Here is a 19,699-nt window from a genome sequence, read left to right on the forward strand (position 1 = left end):
GTCAGTGAAACAAAAGCAACTCGATTATATAGTTAGTAAACTATACGACTATAATAGTTTAATAATGCTTGGAATAGTTAATGACAACTAAAAGTAGAAAAAATCACAATATTGATGCCTTATTTATTAACAATAAGATAAATAAATCCTACTTATTAAAACTAAGTTTGATAAATAATTATGGTTTCAATCATTTTGATATCATTAGTGTTAATTACATTTTTTGAATAATCTCAATGAAAAACCGATACCCTACTTAAATAAGATATCGGTTTGTATAAAATAAAATTAGGATCTAACTTAAACTACCAATTAGCTCTAAGACCTAAAGATCCCGTAATAGGTGCTTTGACATTGGCATCACCGCTGTTAGACCAAGTATGACCAATTTCAGTATATGCACTTATTTGACTATTGATCTCGTAACTTCCACCAATAGCAAGCTCTGTGCTTGTATAGCCCGCACCACTTTTAATTTTTGTTGAAGCACTTGGACTTGCAAAAATAGTGTGATCATCACCATCTGGCGAATAGAACAAATTGACACGGGTATAAGGTCGTAATGTACCTAAATCAGTCTGAAAATTATTCTCTAATCGTGCACCAACTCGGAATAACCAAGAATCATTATCGTCCTGTTTAACCGTTGTTTGTCCACTTATATGGCTGTTATTGATATTTAACCATTGATGAATAATTTGTGCTTGAGGTTCTAATTTCCAATCATAATAATTTAAATTAAATGGTTTTCCCGCTTCGATTGAAGCGCTAATACCATAACCTTTTTGACTACTATTTTTATTTTCGTCAGGTTTAATATCCACCTCATGACGCCCACCTTGTAGAACCAAATCTAAATAAGTGCCATCATTTTGCATGTAATTACCATAAGCGCCAATAAAGTAAGAGTTGAGATTATTTTTACCAACTTGGTTATAGTCACCACTAGCAAAGCCATTCATATGTAACCGTCCATATAAATAACCAAAGTAGCCCCCTGCTCTCCAATTAGTATCTTCACTCAACCAAACATCACTTCCAACTTGCAAACCTGTATAATTCCCTTTACTACGTGCATCAACGTCGCCATCTTGTTTAATATCTGAACGTGCCGCAATTAATCTTCCCCAACTGGTGTAATCATCAGGTAATAATGTATTACCTATACGTTGGTGCATATTACCTTGCATTATAAGGTCTGCTTGGCGTAATTGAGCGGCAACTGCGGCAAACATTGGTACTTCTTTACGATAAGTTAGTTTATGATTAACCGGTTTATCCGGATTAGTCGGATTAACGGGCTTATCGGGATTTGTTGGGTTAACCGGTTTATCCGGGTTTGTTGGGTTTACCGGCTTATCTGGGTTAGTCGGATTAACCGGTTTATCCGGGTCTGTTGGGTTTACCGGCTTATCTGGGTTAGTCGGATTAACCGGTTTATCCGGGTTTGTTGGGTTTACCGGCTTATCTGGGTCTGTTGGGCTCGTTGGTTTATAAGAGCGCAAATACCAGTTTTCGTTTTCTTGATTAAGGCCGCCTTTATATAAATAATATTCAAAAGCACCGACATCTAAATGATTGCCTTCTAAGTTAAACGCATCATTTGAACTTATACCCTTGACATTAACAATCTCAATACCATTAGTCATACCGGTGTTAGCACCTAATCCACCAACATTATTTATGTTTACTGATGTATGCCCTGAAGCATTGCCACCAATGAACAATTTATCGGTCGGACTATTACTATCTTGAACGACTGTATCAAGTAACAATCTGCCATTTTCACCATGGTAATCGCCTGTAATAGTTAAATTATCCCCAGCAAAACCATTATTTAGTGTAATAGTACCAGCATTATACACACTTCCTCGCACTGTAGCTTGATGCAAGGATGGCACTAAATCTAATACAGATCCGGAACTTAGGGTTAATTTATCAGTATTAAGATCACCTGTCAGTGATAAAATACCTGTTTGACCAACATTAATATTTTCCCAATCTAAAATAGCTACATTGTTGATACTGCCTGTTGAGTCAGAAGAACCAGTAAGATGCGTACTAAAATTAAGGACGTCTTTCTCTGACAAGTCCCCATCTCGGGTAGCTTTATGCCCACCATCAAGTACAGTTATATCAGAAATATCAGCACCTTGGTTAATATTCAACGTGTCATTACCTGTTCCAAGCAAAATTTTACCACTAACCTTAGAACCATCATTAAGATTGATAGTTGAATTCGTTACTTCGTTTCTGATAGCCGTACCAAGTGTAGAATAAACATTAGCACCATTATTAAGGTTAATATACGTTGCCGTACCTGATTGACCTGTAGTGTAAATACCGGCATCTTTGTTATTATTTTGATCGTTACCATCAGCGTAAACTTTATTAGCTATATCAATAACTGTATTATCGGTGCCGTTATTATTTACATAAATACCATTATCTCGTCCATGAATGGCTCCTTGGTTTTGTTTGATACTTACACCTGAGCTTGTTGTCCCATTATCAACCTCAATACCCGCTTTTGCTTTACCTACTACAATCCCCGATGTAACGATTACAACATTGCCTTTACCTGAATTATTTAACTTAATACCATTATTAGCACCTTGGATAATACTATCTGTTGATTGTGTCAGATCTATGCCTGTCGTATTATTTTGATTAGAGACATCTATCGCATCATCTAACGTCGAGTTAATTTTACCATTTAAAACTAAAGTAGATGATCCCTCGCCATTATTTATCAAATTCACGCCTTTACTATGACCTTTTATATCACCAGATTGTGTTACTGTAAATTTTAACAATCTGGTTTTAAGACCATTATTAATCAAAATCGCTTCAGCATTATAGCCATTTACTTCACCAGCAATTTCGATATCTGTTAACCCTTGACCATTATTGAGTGCATTAATACCATTATAAAAACCCGTAATACTGCCATCAGACTGTTTAATGTTTAAATCATTAGTTGTATCGTTATTAACGACCAATAAAGCATGTTGAGAATCACCCACAATGACACTAGATGTCTCAATATAGGTCGAAGCCAATCCATTATTAATTAAATAAACACCATTTGTCTTGCCATTTATGCTCCCACCAGACTGTATAAAATTTAATTCATCTGTCTGATTACCATTTTCTGCAAATACCGCTTCATTAGTATTAGCTGACACAGTACCGGATAAACCGATATTGGTTGTTCCTTTACCATTATTCTTGAGATTAATACCCTTTCCATTACCAGTAATAGTACCATTATATTGATTTATCGTAAGAGAATTGGCTGTATTACCATTAGTGATTGAAACACCATCATTTTGATAACTCAAAATATAACTGCTCAAATCTATCTGAGTAGAACCTCGACCATTATTTATGACATTTATACCGTTATTGTGACCACGGATATATCCTATAGACTGTGTAAGATTGATATTTGTAGCACTTTCTTCTTGATTGATAGCCTTAATGCCATCTTCTTGTTGACCAGTAACATCACCTGATATATTCATAATAATAGAGCTGTTACCTTTGTTGACAAAATTTAGCCCATTATTATGCCCCTTAATTGAACCTGATGTTTGATCTAATTTTAAAAGATCCGAACCCGTTTCATTTATCGCAATAATGCCATCTTTCTGTTGTCCTTCCACACCATTTCTGGTTGTAATGGTTGTCGCTCCTTTACCTTTATTTAATAAATTTAAACCATTAACATTTCCCCAAATACTTCCTCCACCCTGTGTTATGGATAATTTAGTTGAGTCTGGGTTTAAATTTTGAACCACAATCCCATCTTGTTGTTCACCAATTATTTTACCAGAAAGGTTAAAAGTACTTTCTCCTCTACCCTTATTAATAACGGTAATCCCATTATTGTGACCGGTAATTTCACTTTGTTCGAACTGAGTGATAAATACATCTGATCCTGTTTCAGCTGTTTCAGAGTAAATTGCATCACTATTACTTCCTATTACTTTTCCCTTTGACAAAATACTGGTTTTCTCTGAACCAGAATTATAAACAGAAATACCATAAGTATTACCAGAAATTATACTTTTTTCTTCTAATTGGTTTATGGTAATTATTTTGCTTTGATTACTATTTTTAACAAAAATACCTTCGCCATTGACCCCTTTTACCGAACCTGAAACCAGAATTTCGGTATTACCTATACCTTGATTATCGACATTTATACCACGATTACCACCCGTAATAACCCCTTCAGGTTTAGCATTATTTATTGAAATGTCGGTTGCCTGATTACCATTAATCACCGATATCCCATCTTCTTGGTTACCATTAACGGCACCTGAAGTATTAACATTCGTTGTACTTTTACCATTATTAACAACTAAAATCCCAGTTTTTCCACCTGTAATACTGCCATTGGTTAATTGTGTGATAATAATATCTGTCGAGTTTTCAGCATTTTCAGCCACAATACCATAATCTGTACTGCCCAGTATGGTTCCAGCAGTATTTATTGATAAAGTATTTGTACCTTGATGTACCAAGTTTAGACCACTAGTGCTGCCTGTAATTTTACCTGCTGTTTGTCCAAAGATTAAACTGTCTGTATCAGTCGCAGAAGTATATTCATATCCATTGCCACTATTATTTGTAACATCGCTATTTTGGCTCAAATGGATTGAACGCCCACGCGTGCTAATGCTTGAAAAGCTCTGAATATAATTAGCAGTATCAGTGTTAAATAAAGTTGAAGAATGAGTGGTAGAACAAGACTGATTAATTTGATCATTCTTACTACAGTTCGCATAAATAGGCGAAATCATAGCCGCAGTTATACCCGTTGTAATGATATTAATCAAAAATGTTTTACGTTTAGATTGTGCCTTCCTTAAGCTGTCAATATCATGTTGACGCGATGTGTTCCAAATTAACTTAGATACTTTGTTCATATTTCCTCTCACAAAAGCAATTATTGGCTTTCATCCAATTTTTTTATAGAAAAACATGAAAAACTTAATTAATTGGTTATTTTTATAGTGTTGCACTTAAATTTTAAAAACTAGTTTATTTATTGACTAAGTAATTTGAATAACACAATAATTCTCTAAAACCAGAATGACTTGTTGAATAAATAACGCTAAAAATTATTTTTAAAAATTTAAGATGGAAAAAAGAAAAGCTTTTGGTAACTCGATACCTTTTTACATTCAATTGTATACATACCGAATTATCAATTTATATTTCACCACATGGAGAATAAAACAGCAATCAAATTATAAAAATTTACATAATATTGAGTAAAATCAATTTTAAGACAAAATAACTAAAATAACGTATATTAATGATTAATATTGGCTTTTAATATGTTGATATATTTGATTCAAATTTACCTATTACAGTAATCATCAAATCAAAACAGCTTGAAATGATTTTGAAATTATATATAAACAAATTGGCAAGTATTTCACATTAATATACTCACCAATATATGTTATGTGTTGATAAAATAATTGATCTGTAGAAGCTTATTAATAACTTCACCTTGGTTTAACTTATTTCAGCAATTTTATTCCCTGCATTAATGTATTCACCTTCTTTAAGTTTATGTGTTAAAACACCCGACCGATGTGCTGTGATAGGAACCTCCATTTTCATAGCTTCCATAACTGCTATCACTTCACCTTGATTGACATTTTGATGATCATCGATTAACCATTTAAATAAACTTCCTGATACAGGTGACTCAACACTTAAAGTGGAATTTGGTTCTAGTGTCGAAGAGGGTTCTGCCAAAGAAAGTTTAGTTGATGTTGATAATCCAGCAAAAAGATTTGTAGGCAAACCAAGTTTGCAGCGTTTACCATCTATTTCAATAAAAGTATGAGTGATACTTGGCTCTAAATGTGGTATTTGTCTTTTAGCAGGTTGTAAAGTTGCAGAGAATTCGGTTTCAATCCAACGAGTATGTACTTTGAAATCAGTTGTAAAATCAGGACTTTCAAGCATTTCTCGATGAAATGGTAGAACGGATGCAACGCCATCAATGACAAACTCAGCTAATGCTCTTTTAGCCCTAGCAATTGCTTGTTCTCGATTTTCACCGACAATAATTAATTTAGCCATCAAGGAATCAAATGTTGCAGGGATAGTCGATCCTGTTTTTACTCCACTATCTAAGCGTACACCAGGTCCAGACGGGGCATCAAATCGAGTAATCGTCCCTGCAGCAGGTAAAAAACCATTTGCCACATCCTCTGCATTGATACGAAATTCAATAGCATGGGCACGAGGAATCGGCATTTGCTCAATGCTAAGTGGTAAACCTTGTGCAATGCGTAGTTGTTCAATGACCAGATCAATGCCGGTTGTTTCTTCGGTAACAGGATGCTCAACCTGTAGGCGAGTATTAACCTCAAGAAAAGATAATTTGCCATCTTGGCTTAATAAAAACTCAACTGTACCCACACCAACATAGTTTGCCTTAGCACAAATATCAATTGAAGCTTTTATTATTTGTTGCTCTAACTGTTTACTAATAAAAGGCGCTGGCGATTCTTCAATTAACTTTTGGTTGCGGCGTTGTAATGAACAATCTCGAGTCCCTACCACCACAATATTACCCAAGCTATCAGCAATAATTTGCGCTTCAACATGACGTGGATTATGTAAAAATTGTTCTAAAAAACACTCGCCCCGCCCAAATGCGGCTTCTGCTTCACGCACAGCAGAATGATAAAGTTCTTCAACTTCATCCATTTGCCACGCAACTTTTAAACCTCGACCACCGCCACCAAAAGCCGCTTTTATTGCAATCGGTAGGCCATGAGCATGTGCAAACTCAACCACTTCTTTAGCGTTTTTAACGGGCTCTTTAGTACCCATCACCAAAGGTGCCCCAACTTCAATAGCAAGTTTTCTGGCTTTGACTTTATCACCTAATATTTCGATAGTTTCTGGATTCGGCCCAATCCAAATTAAACCCGCATCTTGTACTGCTTTAGCAAATTCAACGCGTTCAGACAAAAAACCATAACCAGGATGAACCATAGTTGCACCAGATTTTTTGGCGATAGCAATAATTTTATCAATGTCCAGATAAGTTTCACTTGGTTTATTACCGAATAGACCATATGCCTCATCAGCCATTTGGGTATGAAGCGACTCAAGATCGGCATCGGCATATATCGCAACCGACAAAAATCCGATATCACGACAAGCACGTATTATACGCACAGCAATTTCGCCACGATTAGCGATCAATACTTTATGCACTATTTTTTTATTATGTTCAGACATGATCAACATGACTCCCTTCGAATTCTTTAAATATCCCAATAGGATTAAATTTTATTTTAGCATTGACAGGAATTTGACCTGCCAAATCTAAATGATAGTTACAAACAGCACCAATGACTGGATAACCTCCCGTTAAAGGGTGATCATTTAAAAACAGCACGGGTTGTCCATTTGCCGGAATCTGTATAGCGCCAATACAGGTTCCTTCACTCGGTAATTCTTGATGTTTTTCACGTGCTAATGGTGTATCACCTAATAAACGCAGTCCTATCCGATTAGAAGCTGGTGTCACTTGCCATAATTGTGAAGTAAGTAGTGATATTGCTTGCTTTGTAAACCAATCCGTACGTGGCCCTAGTACAATATCTAACTCAACCACATCATTAGAAGAAGGATAATGTAAAGCAGGTGTTTGAGTTAAAGAAACAGGATTTAATTTTTGCTGATGTTTAATTGCTAACGTATCACCAACTTTAAGCGGTGCAGGTCCGACTTGTGCAAGAGTATCAAAAGAACAACTAGTTAAAATGGGTGATACTTCAAACCCACCTCTCACCGCAAAATAACTTCGTACACCGCTTTTAACATGACCCAAACAAATCGTATCACCATGCTCTAACTGAATAGGTTGATACATTGAGGCTTGATATTTTTCACCTGTTGAGGTTGATATTGTGATCTCACAAACCGCACCTGTTACCGCAACTAGCATTGGGCTATTTATTTGAGCACTAAATCCACCTTGAGTAATTTCTAACGCAGCCTCATTAATTGGATTGCCTAAAACACGATTAGCACTATGTAGAGCCGTTTTATCCATTGCTCCTGATTCTGAAATACCTAAAGCTGCTTGCCCCATTCGACCATTGTCTTGCAAAAGCGTTTGTAAACCGGTCGATAATATTTTGATATCAGATGTTGGGTCAATAACACTATTTGGTCTTTTAGCCGCAGGCAAATGATATTGTACTGCGGTTTTACTCGCATCTACAAAATTAACACGAGTGCCCGGCTTAAAAAGAGCTGGTTGCTCACGATAAATATCCCATACAGCAACATCGGTGATGCCAATTAATTGCCAACCACCTGGACTTGCTTGTGGATAAATACTACTAAACTCGCCAGCTAAAGCAACAGAACCTGCTGGAATACGAACTCGAGGGGACTGTCGACGTGGTACATCCAGTTGGGCTGTTTTCGATACCATATAAGCAAAGCCTGGAGCAAATCCACAAAACGCAACTTGATATTCATTACTGGTATGACGTGTAATAACTTCATCAACCGTTATACCCAAATATTGAGCAACTTGATCTAAATCTTCACCATTATAACGAACAGGAATGGTTATTTGTTCACCGGATGTTATTACATCCGATGTTATATCGAGTTTTACAATGTGGCTAGCAATAGTGTTCGCATCAATTGTTATTGGATTATAACGAATCAAAATGGTGCGCGCTGCGGGAATAATCTCTTCTATATTGCCTTGAGCTAACAAACTTTGCAGCGAATTAGTCAGAGCCATTGTTTGCTCAAGAGAAGCAAGTTCAACAATTAGTGCATCAATATTAACAGGTAAAAAACGCATTAAACACCTCGGTAAATGGCAAATACTTCAAGACTAAATAGAGATATTTTGTCTGAATGTAAAACGTTGTAAACAAATTTACACATCTTTCACCTTTGCAAATGAGGTTATTGTAATGCCATTTTGTTGTAATCTTTCTTTAACTTTTTGCGCCATAGCTAAAGCTCCAGAACTGTCACCATGCACACAAATTGAGCCAGCATCAATACGAACAAATTGACCATCAATCGAGGTAACTCCGCCTTCATTGACCAATTGTAACATTCGTTCAGCAATTAAATCAGGATCATGTAATACTGCACCTTCTTGTTTTCGAGAAACTAATGTTCCATCAGCATGATAAGCACGATCAGCAAAAGCTTCAGCTACTACATTTAAGCCTTTATCTTTTGCCCAATTAATTAGCTGTGAACCGGCAAGTGCTACCAATGTCAATGTTGGGTCAATAAGACAAATTGCTTCAATAACTGCCATTGCTTGACGTTTATCATGTGCAATAGTGTTATATAACGCACCGTGAGGTTTAACATAACTCACTTTACTACCAATTGACGTCGCTAACCCTTTTAAAGCCCCAATCTGGTAAATGACATCGGCAATTAATTCTTCGGTCGCAACGTCCATATTTCGACGACCAAAACCAACTAAATCTGGGTAACCAACGTGCGCACCAATGGCCACATTATTTAATTTAGCAGCTTTTAATGTTTTTAAGATTCCCTCAGGTGAACCAGCATGAAAACCACAGGCAATATTTGCACTACTTACGATTTTTAAAATTGCTTCGTCATTACCCATTTTCCATTGACCAAAACTTTCGCCAAGGTCACTATTTAAATCAATTAACTTGTCGATGATCATATTGCCCTTCTATTTTAAATAATTGAAGATAGTTGCTACTGACATTGCCCCCATATACCACGTAATAGCACAGACTACTATACCAGACCATAATAACCATCGAGGAAAATGATAACCAGACATCAGATCAGATCGTCGCCATCCAATATAAACAAAAATAGTTAAGCCCAGTGGTAATACTAAGCCATTAAATCCTCCTGCAAAGACTAACAATGACACCGGAGCTGTTCCCATAATTAAATAAACAGCAAGCGAAGTGACAATAAATATAATGGTGGCAATTTTACGTTGTCTTTCCGTTATATTACGTTTGAAGGGGGTAATAAATGTCATCGAAGTATAAGCAGCACCGATAATACTTGTTATTGCAGCCGCCCATAAAATTAAACCAAAAATGCGTAACCCTAATTCCCCTAACGCCGCTTGAAACGCCTGTGATGCAGGGTTAGCCGCATAACTTGAAATATCAATAGTCACACCACTTGCAACAACACCTAAAATAGCTAAAAACAAAATGTAACGCATTAAGCCAACAACCATTATGCCTTTGGTTGCAGCACCAGAAACATAGTCAATATGTTCAACGCCCACCATTCTTTTGTCTAGTAATCGATGAGCACCAGCATAAGAAATATAACCACCAACCGTGCCCCCTACGATAGTGGTAATCGAGGCAAAATCAATACTACTAGGAAAAACCGTTTCTTTTAACGCTTCGCCTACGGGTGGATGTGAAGCAAACACCACAAATAATGTCAAAATAATCATTAATAAACCAAAACCAATCATTAAACGATCAATAAAGTGACTGGCTTGTCGGGATGAAAATATATAAACTGACATTAACGCACTGATTGCCCCTCCCCATTTAGGATCGAGTCCAACCAATGCGTTTAAACCTAATCCTGCTCCAGCAATATTACCAATATTAAAAACTAATCCACCAAATATAATAAGTACTGCTAACACATAGCCACTAAATGGAATAGTTGCATTAGCAATATCTGACGAATTCATTTTAGTTAATGCAACGACGCGCCAAATATTTTGTTGCACCACAAAATCGATAATAATAGAAGCTAAAATACCAAAAGCAAAAGCGGTACCTAAAGTAACGGTAAAGGTGGCTGTTTGAGTAATAAATCCAGGACCTATTGCCGAAGTAGCCATTAGAAAAATGGCACTTATTAACGAAGATCGCCGATTTTTTACAAAAGCAACTGTACTACTGCTATGATTTTCCATATGCATATTTCCTCTAAACTTATTTCTATAATTATTGATTTAATTATATTCAATATTATTACAAGCAATTACTATGCCAGTAGTTCTTAACATCTTTATAAAATTGGATAAATATAATTACTGTTTTTAAAGTAAAAAACTAATAAAAAATAATTATAATGTTTTATTAACAGACAATAATTGATTTATAGTGTTCAAAAAGATGACTAGTTTTGCACCAAAATGAGAAAAAATCATGCCATCAAATAGTGCAAACAAATTAAAGCAACCTTACTAAAAATAACATTTTATGTAAAGATGTTTAAGGTAATATAGACATTTAAGTATAAAAAGTAACATAAATTTGTCTATTTTATATCAATATAGAAACACAAACACTATGCTATTTGTCGATATTTACTCGCTCATACGATATAAAAAATGCCTATTTTTACCACATTCTATTGATTAAAGTGTTTTAAAAAGTCGATTTGCGCGAACATTGATATAATTTAGCATTAAGCAATCAATGATCTAGTGAGCATTGATCATGTTTAAATGTAAAGATTTTCTCAACACGTTCAAATATTTTTACTGTCGAAAGATACATTCAATGCCGTTTACTTACTTAATTTATTATCATCATAAAATAACGACGAAATAAGCAATAAATCTTGGTAAATAAGGTACGCAAAAGGCATTGCTTACAATACCAGCTGATTTATGTTATATTTCGTACATTTTTTATCTAAATACGAATCGCGAATGGATATTAAGCTGGGCAAAAATGATAAACGTTATATTGAAGGAACTGATGATGTTTATAACATCATGAAAAACGTATTACTACGTGATAACAAAATAGATCAAGAAAAAGAACATTTCTGGATTATCGGTTTAAATGCTGCTGGCTATATTGTACATATTGAGCTTATCGCTTTAGGCGCATACAAATCAGTCAATATCGAAACAATGAATGTCTTTCGAGTGGCTGTAATGAAAAATGCATCACGTGTAATTGCGGTACACAATCACCCTTCAGGACGCTTAGCCCCATCTGTGTGTAATAAAGATATGACCGATCGCCTTATTCAAGTTGGACGAATTCTTAACATCGAACTGGTTGATCATCTAATTATTTCAACCAAAACTTATGTTAGTTTCAAAGCGATTGGATTAATGGACGAACTGGAAAAAAGCTTGAAATATGTCCCTGCTTATCAAATTATGGAACAAATCCGCAAAGAAGAAAAAGCCATAGCAAAAGAGAAGTTAGCATGTGAAAAACATAAAGCAAAATCAGAAAAAGATAGACGGGAAAAATTAGAAATCATCATGGTTACCACCTTATTAGAAAAAGGCATGGATAAGCAAGCTATCGCCAAAATAATGGGAATTACACTTAAACAAATAGAAAAATTATTAAATAAAAAACAATGAACTTCATTAACAATCTAATTTTTAATGCTAACACACCGATTAAATATCATAACTGAAAAATTAAAAACAATTTATCTAAGTCAGGTAAATAAGCTAGCTAAGTTATTACAGCAACAATCAATAAACGAGGTAGTACAATTAACGTTGCAAAGCAATAGTTTAGAAGATGATAAACTAATACAACAAATTCCGATTTTAGATAGAAAAATACAACAAGTAGAGCAAAGTTTACCCACAATAAAACACACTGTTGAAGCACTAGAATATACTTATCATCTAAAAAAAATTTTGAAAAACTCAAATACCACAAACGATTAGAATATGGTTATAGTATCTGGACGTATGCGGTTGAAAGCCCGAAAAGTACCAAAAGTGCATGGCTATTTGTACAATGCTTATTACTGATATTGTTTACAAAAAATGTGATTTAAAGATTATTACCAACATTAACTACAGGCTAATATTACAATAATATAAAAATAATTGATATAAATTAATAAATAACCTATCATTCTGAGAATGAATTCGCTTATCGTTATTACGTATAAAACTATTTAATAAGTGAACAATAATAAAAATTGATTGCAAATAATAAGGAATTCCTATGTTGATCTCACAGCGAGAAACAGGGTATCTTGGTTCTATCATTTCTGATTCTTTGAACAACCGTTATACATTAAAACTTAGTGATCTCTCATCACTTTCGATAGTCTCGGTTGTCGGACGTGAATCACTCAATACCCCTTGGCGGTATGAAATCATCTTTACCAGCCCCAATAAACAGCTGCGAATCAATCATTTATTGAGTCAGCCTGCCTCGTTAACCTTTGAAGCCCCCAGCCTTGCGAAGCAATTAGCATACATCAGCTCCCTAGATATGCCGATACTTCCGCGCACCTTATACGGCGTGATTACGGAATTTAGTTTGTTACTGTTAGCAAAGACGAAGCGCGTTACCGAGTGGTATTATCGCCACGACTAGGGTTACTTGCCAATGACCATTACAGTGCAATTTACCAAAACCAGAGCGTGGTGAGTGTGGTTGAGGAGGTGCTACGCCGTCATGGTTTTTCTGGTGTTGACTACCGCCTTGAATTAAACAATAGTTACCCAGCGCGTGAGATGATTACGCAGTGGCAAGAGAGCGACTTAGCGTTTATTCAACGATTGCTTAGTGACGTAGGAATTTGGTTTCGATTTGAAAGCCATGCTGAACATCATTGTGATGTGTTGGTATTGAGTGATAATGAACAAGGCTTTAAGGATGCCGGACATATCGTCTTTAAGGCGCCTAGTGGCATGGTTGACGCAAAACAAAACAGTGTGTGGGATGTGCAGTTTACCAGTACGACGCAGCCTAAGGATGTTATTACCCAAGATTACAATTACTGCACCGCAAATGCCGACCAACATTCACAGGTTAATACTGATGCTAAAGATGATACCACTGTGGGTACGGACTACCGTTATGGTGAGCACTACAAAAACAAAGGTGATGATAATGAGGTTGAAAGCGGTCAGTGGTATGCAAGCATTCGTCATGAGGCACACCTCAGTCAAAAACTGATTATTCAGGGGGAATGTAACGACTATAACTTAATACCGGGTCAGCGTATTATTATTGATGGTAGTGCCATTGATGTTATTAACGAAGGGATTATTATCTTGTCAACTGAGAGCTACGGTGACCGTAGTGATGCTTATCAATGCCATTTTACCGCAATTCCTTATGACGTATTAAAACCGTATCGACCACAACCGTTACCGTGGCCACAAGTGGCCGGTACGTTGCCTGCGAGAGTGACCAGTCCGGATAACGATACCTATGGGTATATTGATACCATGGGGCGTTACCGCGTTAAGTTTGATTTTGACCTAAAAACATGGAAAAACGGCGAAGAGAGCTTATGGGTACGGCTGGCCAAACCGTATGCGGGTGATACCTATGGTTTTCACTTCCCGTTAATTGATGGTACGGGCGTTGCCATCGCATTCACTGAGGGAAATCCAGATAGGCCGTATATTGCTCATGCCTTGCATGACTCAACTCATCCTGACCACGTGACAACGGTCAACAAACACCGCAATGTTATTCGCACACCGGCCAATAACAAACTACGGATGGATGATAAACGCGGTCAAGAGCACATTAAATTGGCCACCGAATATGGCAAAACTCAACTCAATATCGGTCACTTAGTTAATCAGAATAAAGAACAACGCGGTGAAGGGTTTGAGCTACGAACCGACGAGTGGGGAGCGATAGCGGCCAATAAAGGACTCTATCTTACTGCCCAAACGGAACCGAAAGCGCAAGGTAAGCAGCTTGATATGCAAGGTGCTATCACGCAACTGGAAAATGCATTGTCAATTGCTAAAGCGCTACATAACGCGGCGCAAACCGCGCAAGCGCACCCTTCTGACATTGATAATCAGCAACAACTGCAAGCTGCATTAACTCAGTTCAAACAAGCCGGTATTTTAGCGTATGCACCGGAAGGCATTGCCTTAACCAGTGATAAAAACATCCAGTTATCCTCAGCGAGTAGTATAACAACGACCTCAGAGAACAGTACCGATATTAGTGCATTAAAAAACATTACCTTAGCGGCAGAAGAGGCAATCAGTTTATTTGCCCATAAAACAGGGATGAAACTGTTTGCCAATCAAGGCAAGCTAGAAGTTCAGGCACAAAATGATGCAATGGAGATTGCCGCTAAGCAAGATATTAAGGTTGATAGTGTGGATGGTTCGTTATTAATTTCAGCATCAAAGGATATTACCCTTGTATGCGGGGGGTCCTATATCAAAATTAGTGGAAGTGGCATAGAGCTAGGAACGTCAGGTAATGTCAGTGTGAAATCCGCGGCGCTTGAAAAAATGGGACCATCACAACTCAATCTATCACCGACACTTTTACCTGTTCCGTTTGTTGATAGCTCTGGGCAGCTTAAACTCTTTTACCATGACAGTGATTTAAATCCAATTCCTCGAGCGAGTTATCGGGTTGAATTTGAAGATGGTTCTGTGCGCGAAGGCATTTTGGATGACAATGGTGAAGCTTTGCTTGAAGATACTCCACTTGGTCAAGCAAATGTCTATTTTGGTTACAGTACCGATGATGCAATTTTACCAACCATTAAAGAATATGAGGCAGATGATTACTCTAAAATGAGTGTCACGGAACAACTCAATGAACATATCAACATAACTTCAGACGAGCTAAAGGCTTATATCGACAGTCAGCTCGCTTACACAGAAGAGTATCTTGAAATCGGTAAACAAAAACTAGGGAAAGGATAATGGCTAGCGAATACGATAATAATGAAATTGAGTTAGAAGATGATGAAGAACTTGAACAAGAATTTGAAAATGATGAGCAAAATGATGCCATTAGTGACGAGGCTTCTCAAGATGAAAAAAATGCTTATGCTGAAATTATGGGCGATATGGCCTATGCAGTAGCTTCAAGTATTCCACCATTGTCATTAGCAGTAGCTGTATCTGAAGTGGCAAAAGCAGCTTGGGATTTGTTGAATTCGACATCACGCGCTGAATCTTCACAAGCAAAATTTCAATTATTAATGGGTATTATTTGTGTTGTTCCTGGTATCGGTGGCGGATTTAGATTAGCATTTAAATCATTGATTAGAAAACCGCAGTTTTATGGTCCAGTGATGTTTGATGTGGTTGTGGCGATTTTAGAAGAAGCTAATCGGCTTTTTAAAATGGACTTGCCACTAAATCCGGAAAAATATCTAACACAGATGATAGATGTTCCTGTGTTGCAAGGATATCTTGATGATATTCGAGTTAAAAGCGTTGCTGAACTTAGTCAATATACAGCGGCTCGTTGGCTTGGATTACCTGAAAAGCTAGATGAGTTTTTACGTGGTGTTAGCGGCCAATTAACCACCATTATTGAAGATATACTCGCTCCTGCTGTGCGAATTGCTATTGAGCGTTGTATCATGCGCCGCAAAAATTCAGCAACTAACAGTAACGTCACCGCTAAAAACAAAAACGCTGGGGCATCCACAACAAATAAGGGTAGCACACCGACAGTAACAAAAAGTCGAGGTAACTTGACAGCTCGAATCAAAAGTCAGTTTAACAATATCAATATGAACTTTGTTATTGGTGGTGTGGGCGAACATATTGCTGATTATTATTGCCTCGAAGAGTTGGGTTGGGGTAAAGGGCAATGGGAGGGGCATGATAAAGCTAAGCAAGGGACATGGAAACAATCACCAAGTTCATTACATTTAGGTAAACTCAATGATGCTAAAAAACTAAACCATAACAGTGCAATAGGCAATGATACAGGGATAGACGGCTTATGGCGAGCAGATCCGCTTACTAACCAAGGTAAAAAATATGCAGTAATTGAAGCAAAAGCCACTGCGGGTGTAGCGAGGCCAACGACTAAATATGTTGCGAGTAGATTAGGTGTATTGAAAGAAACGGATAAAGGAAAACCTATCGTACAGATGAGTTATAAATGGATTAACGATCGTATTAAAATTGAATCATCAAAATTACGAGGGGATTCTTTAACCGATATTAATAATGCTATTATTCGGAAAAATTTACAGAGTTTATATTGTAGGCATATTATAGTTGTATCTTTATTATTTGAACCTGGACTATCACATATCGAAGCTTTACTTGATGACACTAAAACGGATCTTGATCACGTTGTCCATCATGGTGTGGTAATACATAAATATGGTGAGCCTACTATTGAAAATATTATCCAAGAAAAACATCGACGTATTAAAAACAAAGACAGTAGTAATAAGCCTAAGTAAAGAATAAATTGAGGAGACAAACAAATATGTCAGAATTTGAACAACAAAGCCGCCAAAAACTATTAGATGAAGATTTTTATCCTTATGTACAAAATAACTTAAATGTGCAGATAAATGAATTATTGAAAGAGATAAAAAAAATAGATGATCCTTTTTTAGAACCAATGATAACTTTATATTACCAACAATTATGTCTTGATTATACAATAGGTAAACCTGTCGTAGATTTATTTACAACTATGGAAAAAGTAATAAACTATACTCAGAACACAATTGATCATGTTGAGCGCTATAATCATGCTAACCCAGATGATTACATAAATATTACTGTCTTAACCGAGTATTTTGAAACAGATATGTTATCGAATTTACTGGGTTTAGCTATTTTATTTGAACATCAAGACTGGTTTGAAACCATTGTTAAAGCTGTCGACCTTGATCAAGAAAATCGAGAGAAAGCTATGGATAGTCTCATTGCCATGAAAATTCCTAACTATCCTATTACCGAAGCAAAAACGCCACGAGAACTAAGCTTTCGCAACCCCCTTTATAAAGCGATTCATGCCGAGTCCCCTAAAGATACCTTAAAGTTCTTAGATGAATACTTACGCCGTTGGTACGATGGATTACGTAAAGCAGGCAATGTTTATATTGATAGCCACTTAATACAACAGGGCGATTCTAGGGATTGTTGCTGGTTTGTTGGCTACTGGTGTTTTGAAGCTGCTGCTGTTGCGTATTTAAAAAATATTGATGACAGTACGTTACACCGCTTTATGTACTACCCAAAAGACATGGTTCAATATGCACGGGCAAATCATGGAGCTTAATTGAAAATGACTGATTCTGAGTTATCCAAATTTGAACAACAACGCCGCCAGAAACTATTAAATGAAGATTTTTATCCATATGTTCAAGAAAGGTTTGAATGGGAGATAAAAGAGTTTAAAAAAAAGGTACAATCTATTAAAGATCCTTTTATGGAGCCAATGATAGATCTTTATTATCAACAGTTATGCCTTGATTATACAGTAGGTAAACCTATTGCTGATTTATTGCCGACGATGGACACAGTAATAAATTATACCGAAAATACAATTGATCACGTTAAACGATATAATCATGCTCACCCAGATGACAAGGCAGAAATTACAATTTTAACTGAGTATTTTGAAACGGAAACATTATCAAATTTATTAGGTTTAGCTATTTTATTTGACCGCCAAGATTGGTTTGAAATCATTGTTAAAGCTGTTGATTTTGACAAGGAAAATCGAGAAAAAGCGTTAGATAGTCTGATTGCTATGAAAATTCCTAACTATCCTATTACCGAAGAAAAAACGCCGAAAGTACTGAGCTTTCGTAACCCTCTTTATAAAGCGATTCATGCAGAAACACCTAAAGCTACCTTAAAGTTCTTAGATGAATACTTGCGTCGTTGGTACGATGGATTACGTAAAGCAGGCTATGTCTATATTGATAGTCATTTATTGCAACAAGGCGACTCGCGAGATTGTTGTTCATTTTATGGCTACTGGTGTTTTGAAGCTGCTGCTGTTGCGTATTTAAAAAATATTGATGACAGTACGTTACACCGTTTTATGTACTACCCAAAAGATATGGTGGAGTATGCACGGGAAAATCATGGAGCTTAATTGAAAATGACTGATTCTGAGTTATCCGAATTTGAACAACAACGTCGTCAGAAACTATTAGATGAGGATTTTTACCATTATTTCCAAGAAAGATTAACCAAACTAATTAGTATGGTTGATAGTGATATGAAAAGGGAAAAAGATGGTTATGCTGAATTTATGATAGGACTACAGTATCAACAACTCTGTTTAGATTATACCGTAGGTAAAAAAATCATTGGATTATCATCCAGAATAGAGTGTATTTTAAAATACATACAAAGTTCTATTGATTATGTAGATAAATATAATATTGCCAATCCTAATAATAGAATGGATATTACTATCCTGACGGAATATTTTGAAACGGAAACATTATCAAATTTATTAGGTTTAGCTATTTTATTTGACCGCCAAGATTGGTTTGAAACCATTGTTAAAGCAGTTGATTTTGACAAAGAAAATCGAGAAAAAGCGTTAGATAGTCTGATTGCTATGAAAATTCCTAACTATCCGATTACCGAAGCAAAAACGCCACGAGAACTAAGCTTTCGCAACCCCCTTTATAAAGCGATTCATGCAGAAACACCTAAAGCTACCTTAAAGTTCTTAGATGAATACTTACGCCGTTGGTACGATGGATTACGTAAAGCAGGTAATGTCTATATTGATATTCATCTATTACAGCAAGGTGATTCACGAGACTGTTGCACATTCCATGGTTATTGGTGTTTTGAAGCCGCTGCTGTTGCGTATTTAAAAAATATTGATGACAGTACGTTACACCATTTTATGTACTACCCAAAAGATATGGTGGAGTATGCACGTAGTCAATCAATAGCCTAAAGGAAAAG

The 19,699-nt window shown here is 36.3% G+C and carries 13 protein-coding genes; 8 read left to right on the forward strand and 5 right to left on the reverse strand.

Features of this window, described 5'->3' with window-relative positions; translation table 11 throughout:
- Positions 1-305 precede the first annotated feature (305 nt).
- The 5 genes from A9G03_RS09145 to A9G03_RS09165 all read right to left on the reverse strand — a co-directional run bounded on the left by A9G03_RS09145 (position 306) and on the right by A9G03_RS09165 (position 10,981).
- Positions 306-4,937: an autotransporter outer membrane beta-barrel domain-containing protein gene (locus tag A9G03_RS09145; protein ID WP_065799012.1), complete on the reverse strand. Its 4,632-nt coding sequence runs from the start codon at positions 4,935-4,937 to the stop codon at positions 306-308.
- A gap of 598 nt (positions 4,938-5,535) precedes the next feature.
- Positions 5,536-7,284: an acetyl/propionyl/methylcrotonyl-CoA carboxylase subunit alpha gene (locus tag A9G03_RS09150; protein WP_082209442.1), complete on the reverse strand. Its 1,749-nt coding sequence runs from the start codon at positions 7,282-7,284 to the stop codon at positions 5,536-5,538.
- The gene (locus A9G03_RS09155; RefSeq protein WP_065799014.1) at positions 7,277-8,875 is read right to left on the reverse strand and encodes an urea amidolyase family protein; all 1,599 of its coding nucleotides are present in this window, start codon (positions 8,873-8,875) and stop codon (positions 7,277-7,279) included. The genes A9G03_RS09150 and A9G03_RS09155 overlap by 8 nt, the downstream gene beginning before the upstream one ends.
- Positions 8,876-8,953: 78 nt before the next feature.
- Positions 8,954-9,730 carry a LamB/YcsF family protein gene (locus tag A9G03_RS09160; protein ID WP_065799060.1) on the reverse strand — a complete coding sequence of 259 codons (777 nt, stop codon included), beginning with the start codon at positions 9,728-9,730 and terminating at the stop codon, positions 8,954-8,956.
- Positions 9,731-9,745: 15 nt separating this feature from the next.
- Complete coding sequence (locus A9G03_RS09165) at positions 9,746-10,981, reverse strand: NRAMP family divalent metal transporter (protein ID WP_143425842.1); 1,236 nt, start codon at positions 10,979-10,981, stop codon at positions 9,746-9,748.
- Positions 10,982-11,725: 744 nt separating this feature from the next.
- On the opposite strand from A9G03_RS09165, the gene A9G03_RS09170 reads away from it, so the two are divergent.
- The 8 genes from A9G03_RS09170 (at position 11,726) to A9G03_RS09205 (ending at position 19,691) form a co-directional block, all read left to right on the forward strand.
- A complete protein-coding gene (locus tag A9G03_RS09170) occupies positions 11,726-12,400 on the forward strand; it encodes a JAB domain-containing protein (protein WP_065633316.1) in 675 nt (224 codons plus the stop codon).
- A gap of 24 nt (positions 12,401-12,424) precedes the next feature.
- Positions 12,425-12,718: a hypothetical protein gene (locus A9G03_RS09175; protein WP_065799016.1), complete on the forward strand. Its 294-nt coding sequence runs from the start codon at positions 12,425-12,427 to the stop codon at positions 12,716-12,718.
- A gap of 286 nt (positions 12,719-13,004) precedes the next feature.
- The gene (locus tag A9G03_RS09180) at positions 13,005-13,382 is read left to right on the forward strand and encodes a hypothetical protein (RefSeq protein WP_065799017.1); all 378 of its coding nucleotides are present in this window, start codon (positions 13,005-13,007) and stop codon (positions 13,380-13,382) included.
- A complete protein-coding gene (locus A9G03_RS09185) occupies positions 13,361-15,703 on the forward strand; it encodes a DUF2345 domain-containing protein (RefSeq protein WP_082209435.1) in 2,343 nt (780 codons plus the stop codon). Before A9G03_RS09180 ends, A9G03_RS09185 begins: the two co-directional genes overlap by 22 nt.
- Complete coding sequence (locus A9G03_RS09190; protein WP_065799019.1) at positions 15,703-17,211, forward strand: hypothetical protein; 1,509 nt, start codon at positions 15,703-15,705, stop codon at positions 17,209-17,211. Before A9G03_RS09185 ends, A9G03_RS09190 begins: the two co-directional genes overlap by 1 nt.
- A 26-nt stretch (positions 17,212-17,237) precedes the next feature.
- On the forward strand, positions 17,238-18,041 hold the full coding sequence (locus A9G03_RS09195; protein WP_065799020.1) for a PoNe immunity protein domain-containing protein: 804 nt from the start codon (positions 17,238-17,240) through the stop codon (positions 18,039-18,041).
- Between the two features lie 6 nt (positions 18,042-18,047).
- The gene (locus A9G03_RS09200) at positions 18,048-18,866 is read left to right on the forward strand and encodes a PoNe immunity protein domain-containing protein (RefSeq protein WP_143425843.1); all 819 of its coding nucleotides are present in this window, start codon (positions 18,048-18,050) and stop codon (positions 18,864-18,866) included.
- A gap of 6 nt (positions 18,867-18,872) precedes the next feature.
- Positions 18,873-19,691 (forward strand): PoNe immunity protein domain-containing protein, encoded by an 819-nt coding sequence (locus A9G03_RS09205; RefSeq protein ID WP_143425844.1) that lies wholly within the window; start codon positions 18,873-18,875, stop codon positions 19,689-19,691.
- Positions 19,692-19,699 lie beyond the last annotated feature (8 nt).

The organism is Gilliamella sp. wkB171 (genome assembly GCF_001693755.1).
Taxonomy (GTDB): Bacteria; Pseudomonadota; Gammaproteobacteria; order Enterobacterales; family Orbaceae; genus Gilliamella; species Gilliamella apicola_F.